Consider the following 14,988-nt stretch of genomic DNA (forward strand, 5'->3'; position numbering starts at 1 on the left):
ATGCGATCCGCCGGGTTCGCGACGGGAGAGGGGTGTGGCGCCTCGGGTACGCGGATGAGGTCAGCACCGACCGTCATCAGGGTGTGCTGTGGGGCCGCCGTGGTATCGCACGGGGGCAGGGTGTCCCGCTCCTGAAGGAGATTCACCCGATCCGGCAGCGGCAGGCTCTGGGCTGGATGCGCTGCCAGGTCGACAAGACCGACACGTACGAGAACACCGGCCAGGACGGGCGCACCTACTTCAGCGCGTGGGGGGAGCGGCATCTGTTCCTCCAGCGGTCCGCGGACGGGCGGCCGATCGAAGACGGGGAGCTGACGATGAGTCCTCCCGTCTGCCTGCCGTGCGCCGTCGAGTCCGTGTCCGAGGGAGGCTGCCCGTTCCTGCGCCGGGGGTACGCGGCGGCGCTGGTGCAGCGCACCGAGCTGTGGGGCGTCAACGGCCTCGTCTACGACGGGGACCTCCAGCCCCACCTGTCGGACAGCAAGGACGGCATGTGGAACGTGGCGTACGGGGACCCCGCCGCGCGGTGGGTCGTCGCGGCCGGCGAGATCGTGAGGCTGTGCGGCGTCACCCCCGTGGACCTGGCCGACCTGGCAGCACAGAACGGCCTCCTGCAACCGACCGTTGAGCACCGTGGAGCCATCCAGTGACCGAAATTACGACCTTGCGGAGCGACGAGTACTCGGGGCCGGCCTTCTACGTCTTCGCCCGCGAGGGCGAAACTCCTGATTCGCCGCTGGCCTTGACCACCAGGTGCGGTGCGGCCGGAGAGTATCTGGCGTACTGGGACGAGGGTGAAGGCGACCGGGACGGAAAAGGGGTGCTCTGGGCCCGCTACTCGGCGGCCCTGAGCAGTAGCGGGCGCCCGGTCGGGAGGCCGCTGGACGGCATGCTGCACCCGGGGCGTCAGCACGGGGTGATGCTGCGCCGGTACTGCGGGGTCTGCGCCCGTCTGGCCCAGACGAATGGCGGGCGCCATCTCCATCTCGTCACCGACGACGAACGCCTGGAGTCCGGCACGGTCCGGACCGTCCACCCGCCCGTCTGCCTGGATCACGCCGCTGCCGCCGCGATGTCCCCGCGCCTCCGCCACGGGTACACCGCGCTGCTCGTACGCGCCTCGGTGCTCTCCGGCGTACTCGGCACGCCGTGCACGCCCGCCGGCCTCGGCGTCCGTCTGGCCCCCGGCGAGCACCGGTTCGTGCCGTACACGGACAAGGAGACGCTGCGCTGGTTCCTGGCCTTCGGGCTCGTACGCGACCTGACGGACTACGAGGTCGTCAATCCGAACGATCTTGTGCCCGCCGCTTAGACGGCCGCCCGGCGGTCCTGAGTGGTAAGGACAGAACCGCCGGGCGGCTCACCACCGGCGCCAGAGCCCTCGCGCGCCGGTCAGAACGAAACCGCCGCCCCTCGGCGGTCCGGCCCAAACGACCGAAGGAAGTCCATGACGAACACGACCGTCAAGCCCGACGAGGCGACCCGTCTGCGGAACAAGGTGGTGGACGAGCTGTGCGCGGACGGCAACATCTCCTCTCCGGAGATCGAAGCGGTGATGCGCAAGGTGCCCCGGCACGAGTTCACCCCCACGGACACCCCGCTGGACAAGGCGTACGACACGTACGCGGCGGTGATCACCAGGACGGACGAGCACGGTGTGCAGCTCAGCTCCGTCTCCGCGCCGCAGATCCAGGCGATGATGCTGGAGCAGGCCCAGGTGAAGCCCGGGATGCGGGTGCTGGAGATCGGTTCGGGCGGGCTGAACGCGGCCTACCTCGCCGAGCTCGTCGGTGAGGACGGTGAAGTCGTCACCGTGGACATCGACCCCGTCGTCACCGACCGCGCCCGCCGACTCCTTGCCCAGCACGGCTACGGCAGGGTGCACGTCGTCACCGCTGACGCCGCCGAGCCCGTCCCGGATCTCGGCGAGGTCGACGTCGTGATGGTGACCGCCGGGGCCTGGGACATCTCCCGGGCCTGGACCGCGCAGCTCAAGGAGGGCGGCCGGCTCGTCGTCCCGCTGCGGATGCGCGGCCTGACCCGGTCGGTCGCCTTCACCCAGGTCGAGGGCGAGCACGGCCCGTACCTGGAGAGCGATTCGGCGCGGATCTGCGGCTTCGTCCCGATGCAGGGCTCGAACGCGCACCGGGAAGAACTCCTTCTCGTCAACGGCACCCCGGAGATCGGGCTCAAGTTTGATGACGGCTTGCCGGCCGATCCGCACCGGCTCGACAACGCCGTCACGTTCCCGCGCCACGAACTGTGGACCGGCGTGACGGTCCGCATCCGAGAACTCATCGACACCCTCCAGATGGCGATGGCGATCAGCCTGCCGGGCTTCTGCACCATGGCCGTTGACGAGAACTCGGACACGGGCGTGGTCGCCCCCGTGAACAAGCGGTTCGCCCTCGCGGCCGTCGAGGACGACACCTTCGCCTACCTCGTCACCCGCCGCACCGAGGACAACAAGCACCTGGAGTACGGCGTGCACGCCCTCGGCCCGCACGCGGAGCAGTTCGCCGACAAGATCGCCGACGTGCTCCGCGACTGGGAGGCGAACCGGCGCGGCGGCCCCAGCCCGGTCATCCGGGTCTATCCGGCCAGCACCCCCGATGAGCAGATCCCGGCCGACCGGGTCATCGACAAGGTGCACAGCCGGATCTCGCTCTCCTGGCCCTCGGCATAACCCCCGGGAGCCGGGTCATCCCGCACCACCCCAACAGGAAGAAGGACACATCATGACGAGCGCCACTCTCGCCTCGCCTCTGGTCACGCCGTCGGCGGACCTGGACGACGACTTCGCGCCCCTGGACGTGAAGGTCGTCATCGCCGAGCACTCGTACGGCCACCTCATGTGCTCGACGGGTGACGGCTGCGGCTCCACCTGCGCGACCGGTGCGTCCGCCTGCGGTTCGTTCACCGAGGACCCGGCCTGATCGAGGCCGACCCCTCGTCCGTGGGCCGGGCGAAGTGCTTCGCCCGGCCCACGGGCCCCGTTCCCTCTCCGCGCCGCCTCATGGAAGGGCCTCATGGCTTCCCGAGCAGCCGCCGGATACCTGTGGCAAGGCGTTGCGATGCTGCGCGCCACCACCAGCCCCGGACCGGCAGACATCCCCCGCACTCTCGACCTGAACAACGTGGCCGTCACCCGCGGATGGCTGATCCGCATCTGGCAGCGCGAGGACTTCCGCAACGCGCTGGAGCTGGCCACCCCCGTCCTGTCCGACGCCGTCGAAGCAGTCGTCCAAGGCCGACAGACTGAGCCCCGTCACGTCCGCCGCACCGCGCTGTCGACCGTCTCCTACCTCCTGCGGTGGCAGCACCGGGCGACCCCGCTGGGCCTGTTCGCGGGAACCGCTCCGGTGGCCGTCGGGCCCAGGGCAAGCGCGCGGTGGCGCGACAAGCACCGCGTGCTGATCCGGCCGGACTCTGAATGGGTCACCGACATGGTTCTCCGGCTCCAGCGCATCCCCGCGTTACTGGCGCGGCTCCCGCTCGTCGCCAACAACACCGCCCGCACGCGGGGCGACCGGCTCGTGGCACCGGGCCCGCCCTCCGACGGTCACGCCGTCCTCCTGGCCCCGGTCGAGATATCCGTCCGCAACTCCCGGCCGGTGGCCGCCGCCCTGGACGCGGCCCGCGCCCCCCTCCCCTACGGTGATCTCCACGGCTACCTGCGTGACCGCTTCCCGCAGGCCACTTCGGAGAAGATCGACGTCCTTCTCACCAGCCTGGTCGAGCAGCAGTTCCTCGTCACCAGCCTCTGGGCGCCCATGACCACCGTGGACGCCTTCCAGCACCTGTGCAACGAACTGGACCGGTACCAGGCGGACGGTATCCCCGAGGTGCGGGACCTGGTCCACGCGCTGTACGCCGTGCGCGACGAGGTGTCCGCCCACCAGCCGATGATCTCCGATACCAGCGTGAGCGCCGTCGCCGCGCGGATGCTCGACCTCACCGCCGTCACCCCGACACCGCTGCTCATTGACACCGCCCTCGACTGCGAGACCCAGCTCCCGCAGGCCGTGATCGCGGAAGCGCAGGCAGCCGTATCGGCCCTCTACCGGACCACCCCCCAGCCCTACGGCTACCAGCACTGGCGCGACTACCACCGCCGGTTCCGGGCCCGGTACGGCGTCGGCGCCGTGGTGCCGGTGATGGACCTGGTCGCGGACAGCGGGCTCGGGCTGCCCGCCGGGTACGTCGGCTCCGAACGCAGCGCCGCCCTGAAGGTGCGCACCGACCGCGACGAACTGCTCCTCGCCCTGGTGCAGCAAGTCCTCCTCGACGGCCGCGACGAACTGCGGCTGACGGACGACATGGTCAACGCCCTGGAGAAGGCTGCCGGAACGGACGAGCGGCTGTTCGCGCCCCGGGTGGAGGTCGCCTTCGAGGTCCACTCGTCCAGCACCCGGGCCCTGTCCAACGGCACCTTCGACCTCCTGCTCACCGCGGTCCCCCGCCCCGGCAGCAGCATGGCGGGCCGCTTCGCCCACGTCCTGCCGCCCGAGCATCAGGACGCGCTCGCCGCGACGTACCAGGGGGCGCCGGACGGCCTCACGGCGCAGCTCGTGTTCCCTCCACGCCGCCGCCGCAACGAGAACGTCACCCGCACGCCTCGGCTCCTGCCGCACGTCATCGAGCTGTCCGGCCACCAAGAGACGGACGAGACGACGATTCCCCTCGCCGACATCGCCGTCACCGCAGACCCGCGCACCTTCCACCTCGTGCAGCTCTCCACCGGTCGGCGCATCGACGTACGAGTCCTGCACGCATTGGAGGGCGGGACGCAGACTCCGCCACTGGCCCGCTTCCTCGCCGAGGTGGCCAACGGACGGTACGCCGCATACAAACCGTTCGACTTCGGCGCCGGCTCCCGGCTCCCGTTCCTTCCTCGCGTGCGCTACCGCCGCACCGTCCTCACGCAGGCCCGATGGCTGCTGATGGCCGAAGACCTGCCCGGCCGCAAAGCCTCGACCGAGGAGTGGGAGAACGCCTTCGCCGCCTGGCGGGACCGGCTCCACGTGCCGATGCAGGTCGCCGTCATCGAGTACGACCAGCGCCTCCCCCTCGACCTCACCCACCCGGTCCACCGCCGAGCCCTGCGCGCCCACCTCGACAACGCCCGGCGCCTGGAACTGCGCGAAGTCCCGGACGCCGACGCCCACGGCTGGATCGGACGGGCACACGAAATCTGGCTCTCCCTGGGCCAGTTGAAGCCGGATACCGCCGATGCGCCCCGGCCGCGCCCCGCCACGTCGACAGCCCACGGACGCCATCTTCCGGGCGCTGGCGGCGTCCTGCTCGTGCAGCTCCACGCCCACCCTCGCCGCTACGACGAGATCCTGAGCCACCACCTGCCCAGCCTCCTCGCCGCGTTCGGCGACGCCCCACCGCTCTGGTGGTTCACGCGGCACCGCGAGATGGCCCGCCCGGACGCCGACCAGCACCTCGACCTCACCCTGCACCTGCCGCCGGACGCCTACGGAGCAGCCGCCCAGCACGTCCGGGGGTGGGCGGACAGCCTGCATCGGGCCGGTCTGGCGGCCGGGCTCGTCCTGGCCCCGTACCAGCCGCAGACCGGACGCTTCGGCGGTGAGGCGGCCATGGACGCCGCGCACCAGGTGTTCGCCGCGGACTCCGTCGCCGCCCTCGCGCAGATCCAGCTCGCCGAGCGCACTGACGCGCTCGCCCCGCAGGCCCTCGCCGCGGCCAGCGCCCTGCACCTCGTCACTCCCCTGGCGCCGGACATCACGGCGGCCGAGGAGTGGTTGGTGCACAACCTCCCGCAGGGCACGGGGCGACTGGACCGGTCCCTGCGTACCCAAGTGCTCGAACTCGCCGCGCCGACCGGCGCCTCCGCGCTCGCGGCCCTCCCCGGCGGCCCTGCGGTCGCCGAAGCATGGCGGGCCCGCGCCTTCGCCGTGGCCACCTACCGGACGGCCCTGCCCGGCCGGCGTGATCCGCTCGACGTCGTCCGGTCGTTGCTGCACCAGCACCACGTCCGGGCCCTGGGCGTCGACCCGCGTACTGAGGAGACCACCATCCGGCTCGTACGGACCGCGGCCCTTCAGCACCGGATGGCGGCCCGATGACCGCGCCGTCCGTCGCCACGGCGGCGATCCTGAAGCAGTACACCACCCAGCTCGCCCACCCCGTCCCCCCGCCTCCGGACGAACCTTGGGCGGTGCAGTCGCTCGCCGACGGCGCGGCCGGGATCAGCCTGCTGCACGTCGAGACGGCCAGCCATCACGGCGGTTCCTGGCGGCCCGCCCACCGGTGGATCACTGCCGCAGCGGCCGGGCACATCAGCGCGGCCGACACCGCCGGGCTGTTCCTCGGCGCCCCGGCTCTCGGCTTCGTCCTCACCACCGTCCCGCCGCCCTTCCAGCATCTGTACGAACCGGCACGCCGGACCCTGCACCAGCACATCACCGACCTGACCCACCGCCGCGTGGACGCCGCGCTCACCCGTATCAGCAAGGGCGACCTGCCCACGTTCGCCGAGTACGACCTGTTCTACGGCCTGACCGGCATCGGGGCGTACCTCCTGCGGACCGACCCCGAAGGGCTGCCCCTGGAACGAATCCTGAAGTACCTCGTTGCCCTGACCCGCCCCTTGGCCCCGAACGGCCGTGGCCTGCCAGGCTGGTGGGTCGGCCACGACCCGACCCGCGGTGAGTCCCCCCACTTCCCGGGCGGCCACGGCAACTTCGGTGCCGCGCACGGCATCACCGGCCCGCTTCTCCTGCTGGCCCAGGCCATGCGCCGCGGCATCACCGTCCAAGGTCACCGCGAAGCCATCTGGAGCATCTGCGAACACCTCGACGCCTGGTGCCAGCTCAGTCCCCGCGGCCCGTGGTGGCCCGAGCAAATCTCGCGCCATGACCTCGACCTGGGGCACCCGCACCACGACGCTCCCACCCGGCCGAGCTGGTGCTACGGAACCACAGGCATCGCACGAGCCGGACAACTCGCCGGGCTCGCCCTGCGCGCCCACGATGTCCAGGCGTTCTACGAAGACGCCCTGTACTGCTCCCTGACCGACCCCGCGCAGCTCGCGCACGTCACCGGCTCCGGCCTGTGCCACGGCTGGGCAGGCATCTACCAGACCGCTGTCCGCGCCGCCGCCGATGCCCTCGACCCCCGCCTCCGGACCCTGCCGAAGAGTCTCGGCAGCACTCTCGCGGCGAACGCCCGGCCCGGCCTCACCGGGCCCGGCCTGATCAACGGTGACGCCGGCACCGCGCTCGCCCTGACCACCCACGCCTCACAGCAGGCCCCGATCACCGGATGGGACGCATGTCTCCTGATCAACTGATCCCGCCGGAGCAGGGCCCGATCAAGCGCGCCGTCGCCGCCGCCCTCGGCGGCCTGCCGATTCCCGAAGTCGCAGCCCAGTACGGGATGGAACCGACGACCCTGTCCGACGCCATGGCGGTCTACGACCAGGCAGGCCAAGAGGCCCTGGCCCGGCACGCCCCCACGGCCAACTGGCAGCAGGTCTACCTCCACTTCACCGACTGGACGAAAGCAGACGAGACCTTCGCCGCGCACGTCCTGCCTCTGCTACAGGAGGCGGAGACCACCGGCCTCATCAGCGGCTGGTGGTACACCAGAAAACACCCCTGCTGGCGGCTGCGGCTCCACGTCCAGCCCGCGGGCGGCGGCGCCAAGCTGAGCATCGGGGACCACTTCGACCGCCTCGTCTCCGACGGACACCTTCAGCGTTGGTGGGCCGGCATCTACGAACCGGAGACTCCAGCGTTCGGCGGGAAGGCCAGCATGACGGCCGCGCACTTTCTCTTCGTCACCGACAGCCGCGAGATCCAGCGCCTGCGTCAGCACGGCGGTCTCACCGTCGGAACCAGGGAGTTGTCCGTCCTGCTGTGCACGGTCATGATGCGTGCGGCTCGGCTGGAGTGGTACGAGCAGGGCGACGTCTGGGACAGGGTCATCACGACGGAACACCGCTCAGCCGTCAGTGATGTTCCGGTGGAACGGCTCAACGCCCGAGCCCAGGAGATCCGCCCCCTCCTTCTGGCCGACAGCGACACCCTGCTGCGCTCCGGCGGGCCGCTGGAACCCGTCGCCGAGTGGGCTGCCGCGTTCCGCAGCACGGGCCAGACCCTCGCCAACGGCGTACAGGACGGGACGCTCGACCGCGGTCTGCGGCAGGTGCTCAGCTACCACGTGATCTTCCACTGGAACCGGCTCGGCCTGTCCATGCGCGGGCAGAGCATCCTCGCCTGGGCCGCCAGGGCCGCCATCCTGCACAGGGAGAGGCAAGGCTCATGACGACGCCCGTCATCCGAAACCGTGTACCGGCCGGACCTTTTACCCCGCCGCTGACGCCCCCTGACCATCGGACCAGGACGTACGAGAAAGGGCACGCCATGACCACCCCTTCACAGCCGAGATGGGTGAGCCTCGGCTTGGTGTTCGGGGGCCCCACCCCGGTCTACTCGATCCCGGAGCCCGCTTCCGGCCCCTCACGTGCTTCCGTTCCGCCCGCCGGTGGGCCCACTGAAGAGGCCGCCGAGGAGCTGATGCGCGAAGCGCGCTACAGGCCGGAGGCGCCGTACCCCGGTGCACGGTCGATGCCCTGGGACAGCAGGTGCATGGACTGCGGGGCACGTCGCAGACCCTCACTCCAGGATGTTGAGCGCGGTGTCCGGTGCAAGCACGTCCGGCGTGGGTCCGGCACATGAGGCGGACCCCCGTGCCCGCGCAGAGCACGGCATTCCAGTGCAAGTTGTGCCCCACCAAGGGGACGGACCAGGAGATCCGAGGGGTCGGTACGCGGATGGCCGCATACCGGGTGTGCAGCTCGTGCGACTTCTGGCTGACGTGCCTGGGGTACGCGATGCTCGGAGACCAAGACCCGGACGGCCGACGTGCCCTCCGGATCGACGGCGTCCATTACCTGTCGTGGACCGAGGAGCAGGGGTTCCCGCCGGAGATCGGCTACGTGGGAAATACGGAGCACCGCTACATCCTGCTGACCGACCCGGCGGGCACCGTGCACGTGACACACCGGCTCTGGCTCATGGGGACCATCCCCGAAAAACTCCGCACTCGCATGCCCGACAACGCGGTCTTCGCCCCTCCCGCGTAAGCACCCCAAGCACACCTATCACACACAGTCGAGGAGCCGCATGACCACCATTGGCGTTGCCCAGCGCGAAGGAACGGCAGGCCCGATCGCGGATGCTACGGCCAGCTACAGGTCCACCAGTACCTCGCATACAGCCGTGGCTCTGATCGACGGCTCAGGTCATGACGACGATGTAGTCCGACTGGCTCCGATGCTGGCGGAAACGGCCGCCCGCGTCGGAGCGGTTCGTGGCCCCCTGGCAGGTCTGCTGTCAGCTGGAGCACTGGTGCACGACCCGAGCCCGGTCCCGTCAGGCCCGGACGCGGTGGGTGTCCTCTACGTCAGGCGACCGAACGAACGCGGATTCATGGTGTGGGTGGGGGACTGCCGGGCCTATCACTGGGACGGCAAAGCTCTCCAGCAAATGACCACCGACCACACCCTCGCCGCATACCTTTCCCGGGCAGCCGGGGAGGCAGGGAACGTACCCGTGACGGCGCTGTCCGACTTCGTCGGCATCAAACTGGGCCAGGCTGTACCGGCGACCGTCCCGTTCGTCTCGGTACCAGCCGCTGGAACCCTCGTCCTCACCACTGACGGGGTCCATGACCAGGCACCACACGAAGTGATCGAGGCTCTGGTCCGAGAACACGCCAACGACCCGCAGACCTTGGCCGACGCGCTTGTGGCCGCTGCCCGCCCGAACTCGGCCGACTACCGCGACGATGCGACGGCCGTCGTCATCAGGTGACCTGTCAGCGTCCGCGCAACTGCACCAGCAGTAGACGATCTAGACGGGCGGTGCGTCAGGCGGAGTGCTGAGCTGCGCGTAGTCCATCGTCGTGCGATCGGCATACGAAGTCTCGGGTTTCAGAGAAGGCGCTGCTGCGATCTCTTCGGTACCGGTGTGCTGTTGCCAGCGTCGAGCCCGCATTGTCACCTCCCGCTCAAGACTGAACACTCGGTATTTGGCCCCACGAGCCATGCTCCGCGCCTTGGTCGCCTCGGCCCGCAACTGCTTGGCCACCTGGTTGTCCTCGACAGCGGCACGTCGTAGGAGCACGGCCCTCTCCGGCTCCGGCATGTCCGCCTCGGTGAGCACGCCATCGTGCTCACCGACCGGTCCGGCGTGCTGAGCAAGCTCCTGGAGCCGGGCGTTCAGCTGCTCCAGCTCCTGCCCGGCCCTCTCGCATGTACGAAGCAGTTCCTCACGCTCCGCCTCCGCCGCAGTCCGGTCTTCTCCACGGAGCGCTGGGCGACCGAAGCGGCTGGTCGCGGCCAGCTGCTGTTCGAGTCCTTCGACCCGGGCCTGCGTGCGGTGCAGCCGGGCAGCCCTCTCGGGAATCGTGGTGTCCAGTGCACGAACTTCCCGAATCACCTCGGCGCGGTCAGCCACGTCCTGGTGCTGCCGGTGAAGTGCGAGCGTGTTCGGGCCAGTTCCGGCGGCTGCTTGCTGTTCGGCTCGGTCTGCTGCGGCCTCGGCCTTCTCGGCCGCCCGCTTAGTGGCACGGGCAGCGGTGGCAGCCTTGCGCGCAGCGTCGCGCAGTGCCGAGTTACCGAGGTGCGCGTATGGACGGTCAGCCGTCGGCGCGGGCTTCGGCGGTGTGGTCGGTTCCTCGCGCCGCTCGGCGGTGGCCGGGGCGAATCGGCTCCGGGGCTCCAGGTCCTCTTCGAGAGCGTCCGCGCCATGCGGTTCTCCAGCACCGGGAGCGCGCGGGATCGGCAAGTCCGCTACAACTTGGCGAACATGGGCGGGGACCGCACTCTTCGGGAGTTCGGTGAGGATCAGTCGCTCCTCAGTGCCGTTCTCGATCTCGCGGCAGAGGCCCGCGACGGCGCGGTCGAGCTGTTCCTGCTCGGTGAGTGCCTTGCCGTGGCGGGCGCGGTCAGCATCGGTCTCGTAGACGGCGAGTGGCAGGAAGAGATGGGACTCGGCCTTGTCCCTCGACATCATGGTGTAGAGGGCGTTCGCCTGGGCTCCGGGGCCGTAGACCAGGGCCTCCTGGACGCTGAGACCTTGCGATTTGTGGCCGGTGATTGCGTAGCCGAGGCTGAGTCCGCCCTGCGCGATGTAGTCGGGGTCCACCCATTCGGCAACGTCACGGTGCCCATCCTCGGTCTTCTCGCGCCACTCGACCAGCACCCTGCGGTCCTCGTCGACGGCGCGGACGATTCCGCGGTACCCGTTCAGTACGTCTTCGTTCTCGCCTCGGCTCTTCTTGCCCCGGTAGTCGTTGACCCGAAGAAGGACCTGGTCACCGATGGACAGCGTCAGCTCGCCGCCGCCGGGCAGTGCGTAGGCGTGCTCGGGACCGGTGAGGTCACCGGTCGCCTTCCGGAGGGCGCGGGCCCCTATGTTCAGCTCTTCCACGATCTCGTTGGTGGCGGCGAGCATGAGGAGTTGCTGCACGGCGGTGTGGTCGTCGGTGTGCGCGGCGCGCTTGTCGGCCCAGACGGTGAGCATCGCGGCGAGAGTGACGTCCTTGTCCGCGAGGGCGTGCACGCGGCCGGTCCCGGCGAACGTACGGAGCGCTTCCACTCGGTCGTCGTCGCGCCACAGCTCCAGGGCCCTGCGCTCGATAGCGTCCCTTTGCCGGAAGTTCTCGTTGAGGCTGAGTCCGCCGACGATGTGGTGCACGGCAGCGAAGGAACCGCCGATGCCAGGCGAGTGCAACTGCTTCGGGTCACCGATGCCGACGATCTTCGTGCGGGTCATCGCGGCGTGGGTGAGGAGTTCGGCGATGTCGCGGTCATCGCACATGGCGGCCTCATCCAGCACCAGGACGTCAACGCCCGTGAGGCCCGGACCGCCGTTGCGGACGTTGGTGAGCCAGGACGCGAGGGTACGGGACTCGATGCCCGCCTCGGCCCGCAGATTCGCGGCGGCGACGGCGGCCGTGCTCGCTCCGGCAATGACGAGGCCGTGTGCCTCCCATGCCTGCCGGGCGGTGTTCATGATGGTGGTCTTGCCCGATCCGGCGATGCCCACCACGGCGTCGATTCCGTGCCCGGCCGTGAGGAGCCGTTCGAGGACGGCACGCTGTTCGTCGGAGAACGCGAAAGTGCCGCCGTGCTGGGCCTCAGCGGTGGACAGGGTCATGTCGACCGTGTCGCTGGTGACGACGGCAGCGTGCTCGTTGAGCCGGTTCGTGGTCTCGGAGACGATGAGCGTTTCTGCGGCCACGACGTCCGCCGTGGTGTACCGGTCGGCATGCGTGAAGTGCTGGGCGCCCTTCGGGTTCAGCTGGACCGCGTATCCAGCTTGACGCAGGACCGAGTTGGTGAGCTGTTCGGCCTCGTCGGCGTCGGCGACGCCGTACGGGAGGGTGTCCAGCACAGCGGCGATGGCGGCAGCGTGGGTGAACTCCTTGGCGTGCGCAGTCAGGCCGGATTTCGGGTCGAAGACCTGGGCGCACACCTCGTCCAGAGAAGGGTTCTGGTCCAGTCGGCTCTGCTGCATCGCGCTGGCTGCGATGGCGTCGGGGTCGTCACCGGCAGCGCGGCCTTCGGCCTGCCAGTAGGCCCGCAGCACGTCGTCCTCGACGCCGGCGGCTTCGCCGTTCTTCGCGGCCTTGGACGCGGTGGAGGCAGCGGTGCGCTCACGGGTCGTGGCCTTGTCGTAGTCGATGCCGAGTTTTGTCAGCAGGTCCCGGACCTGGGCGTCGCGCTTGCTGAACAGCCGGATCGTGGCCTCGGGGATGGCCGCGATCTCCCACGCACCGGTCCGCTCGTCGCGGCGAAAGCTGATGCCGAACGTGTCGGTCAGCTCCCTCCGGATGCGGGCGTTCATGAGGGACTGGGTGGCCCGGGTGTGCCGGTGGAGGTCACGGCCCCCGCTGGCCATCGTGGACCACTTACCGTCGTCACCCTTGACCATGTTGGCCAGGGTGAAGTGCAGGTGGAAGTGGGGGTCTCCGTACGGGGCGCCGTTCACGGGGCGGGCGGCGCGGTGGACCATCATCCAGCCGGAGAACCCGCTCGTCTCCACCTTCTCGGCCTCGTCGCCGTCACCATGGTGACCGCGCATGGCGTACGCGGTCCACCGTTCCAGAGCACCGATGGACTCGCGGCCAGCAGCCGTGTAGATGCCCTCGACCTGAGCGGCGATCTCCTCGGGCGCGTACGCGAGGATCGCGCTCTGCGACTTCGCCAGGTCCAAAGTGACGTCGGCACCGAAGTTGCCGACCTGCACGCGGCCTTCGAGGAGAGCGGCCTTGATCTCCTCAACGTCCCACACGTTCCCGGGCGCGAGTCCTGCGGCCTTGGCCATCGCGACGGCTTCGCGGACGTCCATCGGCAAATCACGGAAGCGCCGTGCACCTTCGCCCTCAACCTGGGCGTACCGGCGCTTCATGGACTTGGCCTTGAACAGGTCGGCGGGCTGCTGCCCGGTCTCGGCAGCGCGGGCTTCGACGGCGCGCAGGAGTGCGCGGGCGTCCAAGCGACCGCCCGCCTCGGCGGCCACGGCCTTCTCCACCACCTCCTCGCCGTAGAGGTCGACAGCGTCAATGCCGACGGCGTCGGCGAGCTTCAGCACCGTGGAGACGGGGACGCGGTGCGACTCTCCGAACCGCTTGAGCTGGCTCTCCATCCGGCGGACGGCGTCCTGCTTGCGCTTGGAGTCCAGCAGGGAGGCCAGGGGCACGCCGCGCTCGGCGGCGGCGCGACGGATGGCGCGGACCAGCGGAGCGGCGGGGAGCTTGGCGGCCGGCGCGATGGCCAGCTTGGGTTTCACGAGGGTCTGCCCGGTCCGGGGGTCCTCCCCGTGCATGAGGCGCCGTGCCGCCGGGAACTGCTCGGGGGCGAGGGTGCTGCCGGGCACGATATCGAACTCTGCGAGCCCGCCGCCGATCCAGACCAGGGGGCGTTCGCTGGCGTCCAGGTGGTAGTCCACCTGCCCTTCGGCGGACCGTGGGGGAAGGGCCTGTTCGCCGTAGAGGTCGCGAGCGTCAAGCCCGGCTGCGGCGGCGACTTCGACGGCGTCGAAGCCGGTGAACCGCGCGGCGCCCGTACTGCGGATGAGTCCGCGGGCACGGAAGAAGGCGCGTTTGGCCTCGCGGTTGGCGAGCAGGGAGGCGACGGGGGCACCGGCGGCTTCGGCCTTGGCCTCAATGGCTGCGACGAGGGGTGCGGCGTCGACTGCTGCGGACTTCCCGCAGCCGTGACCGCCGGTCAGGCGGTACTCAACCTGCTCGTCGGACGGGCCGATCATGGTGACCCACCCCATCGGCCCGCTCACCCCCCGCCCTCAATCGGTCAATTTCGGTCGTCTTGGCTGATTGTATCGTCACGAAGTGACGATACCTTGGTCCTCTTCAATCAAGATCATGATCAACGAGGGGGAACCTCGGGCACTCGGGAGGGCCTGGTCGCTCCTGCGGATCAGGCTCGTGGAGCCTGATGTGCTGTTGGACTGTTACCTCGGTGCGGGTGCGCGGGCTGGGTGCCGTACGTGCTGAGTCGGTACGACGATCGGATGGCGGTGCGGTACCTGCGCGGAGCTGCGTCGCTGGTGTACGTATGAAGCACACCCAATATCCGGCGGCTTCACGCCGGTTCGCCCAGTTGTCGGCCCCGTATTGGATGGCCACGGGCTCCCCGGCGTACGGTTCCGATGCGGAGGGCCGGTTGGGACCGGGTCGGGTGACTCCGCCCGCCGTACCCGGTCGACCGCCCGGGGAGCGGAGCGGGTTCCCGCTCCGTGGGGGCTCGTAGCCGCCGCCCGTCGCCTGCTGTTGGGTCGTGCGGTCTTGGTTGGGCCCTGCTCGATCCGCAAGGACCTGGTGACACGACGAAGGTCCCCGCCCCGGATCGGAGCGGGGACCTTCGTCAAGCTGGCCGTGTGGCTCGGCCGGCGGCTACGTGCTCAGGGGCCACTCACCGAACGGTAC

At 70.0% G+C, this 14,988-nt stretch carries 9 protein-coding genes and 1 pseudogene; 9 read left to right on the forward strand and 1 reads right to left on the reverse strand.

The window, feature by feature from the left end; genetic code table 11:
- The first annotated feature begins 32 nt into the window (after nucleotides 1-32).
- The 9 genes and pseudogenes from B7C62_17010 (at nucleotide 33) to B7C62_17050 (ending at nucleotide 9,848) form a co-directional block, all read left to right on the forward strand.
- The gene (locus tag B7C62_17010; GenBank protein ARF73776.1) at nucleotides 33-650 is read left to right on the forward strand and encodes a hypothetical protein; all 618 of its coding nucleotides are present in this window, start codon (nucleotides 33-35) and stop codon (nucleotides 648-650) included.
- Nucleotides 651-820: 170 nt separating this feature from the next.
- A complete protein-coding gene (locus tag B7C62_17015; GenBank protein ARF73777.1) occupies nucleotides 821-1,312 on the forward strand; it encodes a hypothetical protein in 492 nt (163 codons plus the stop codon).
- 135 nt (nucleotides 1,313-1,447) lie between these two features.
- Nucleotides 1,448-2,686 carry a methyltransferase, FxLD system gene (locus B7C62_17020; protein ARF73778.1) on the forward strand — a complete coding sequence of 413 codons (1,239 nt, stop codon included), beginning with the start codon at nucleotides 1,448-1,450 and terminating at the stop codon, nucleotides 2,684-2,686.
- A 52-nt stretch (nucleotides 2,687-2,738) separates the two neighbouring features.
- Complete coding sequence (locus tag B7C62_17025) at nucleotides 2,739-2,936, forward strand: lantibiotic precursor (GenBank protein ARF73779.1); 198 nt, start codon at nucleotides 2,739-2,741, stop codon at nucleotides 2,934-2,936.
- A 93-nt stretch (nucleotides 2,937-3,029) separates the two neighbouring features.
- Entirely contained in the window at nucleotides 3,030-6,095 is a 3,066-nt protein-coding gene (locus B7C62_17030; protein ID ARF73780.1) for a lantibiotic dehydratase, read from the forward strand.
- Nucleotides 6,092-7,321 (forward strand): lanthionine synthetase, encoded by a 1,230-nt coding sequence (locus tag B7C62_17035; GenBank protein ID ARF73781.1) that lies wholly within the window; start codon nucleotides 6,092-6,094, stop codon nucleotides 7,319-7,321. The genes B7C62_17030 and B7C62_17035 overlap by 4 nt, the downstream gene beginning before the upstream one ends.
- A pseudogene (locus B7C62_17040) lies at nucleotides 7,303-8,362 on the forward strand (methyltransferase). Before B7C62_17035 ends, B7C62_17040 begins: the two are co-directional and overlap by 19 nt.
- Nucleotides 8,363-8,722: 360 nt before the next feature.
- The gene (locus B7C62_17045) at nucleotides 8,723-9,118 is read left to right on the forward strand and encodes a hypothetical protein (protein ARF73782.1); all 396 of its coding nucleotides are present in this window, start codon (nucleotides 8,723-8,725) and stop codon (nucleotides 9,116-9,118) included.
- Nucleotides 9,119-9,464: 346 nt separating this feature from the next.
- Entirely contained in the window at nucleotides 9,465-9,848 is a 384-nt protein-coding gene (locus tag B7C62_17050) for a hypothetical protein (protein ID ARF73783.1), read from the forward strand.
- A 39-nt stretch (nucleotides 9,849-9,887) separates the two neighbouring features.
- Here the strand turns inward: B7C62_17050 and B7C62_17055 are convergent, their stop codons facing one another.
- Entirely contained in the window at nucleotides 9,888-14,324 is a 4,437-nt protein-coding gene (locus B7C62_17055) for a conjugal transfer protein TraA (GenBank protein ARF73784.1), read from the reverse strand.
- Nucleotides 14,325-14,988 lie beyond the last annotated feature (664 nt).

The organism is Kitasatospora albolonga, from assembly GCA_002082585.1.
Lineage (GTDB): Bacteria > Actinomycetota > Actinomycetes > Streptomycetales > Streptomycetaceae > Streptomyces > Streptomyces stephensoniae.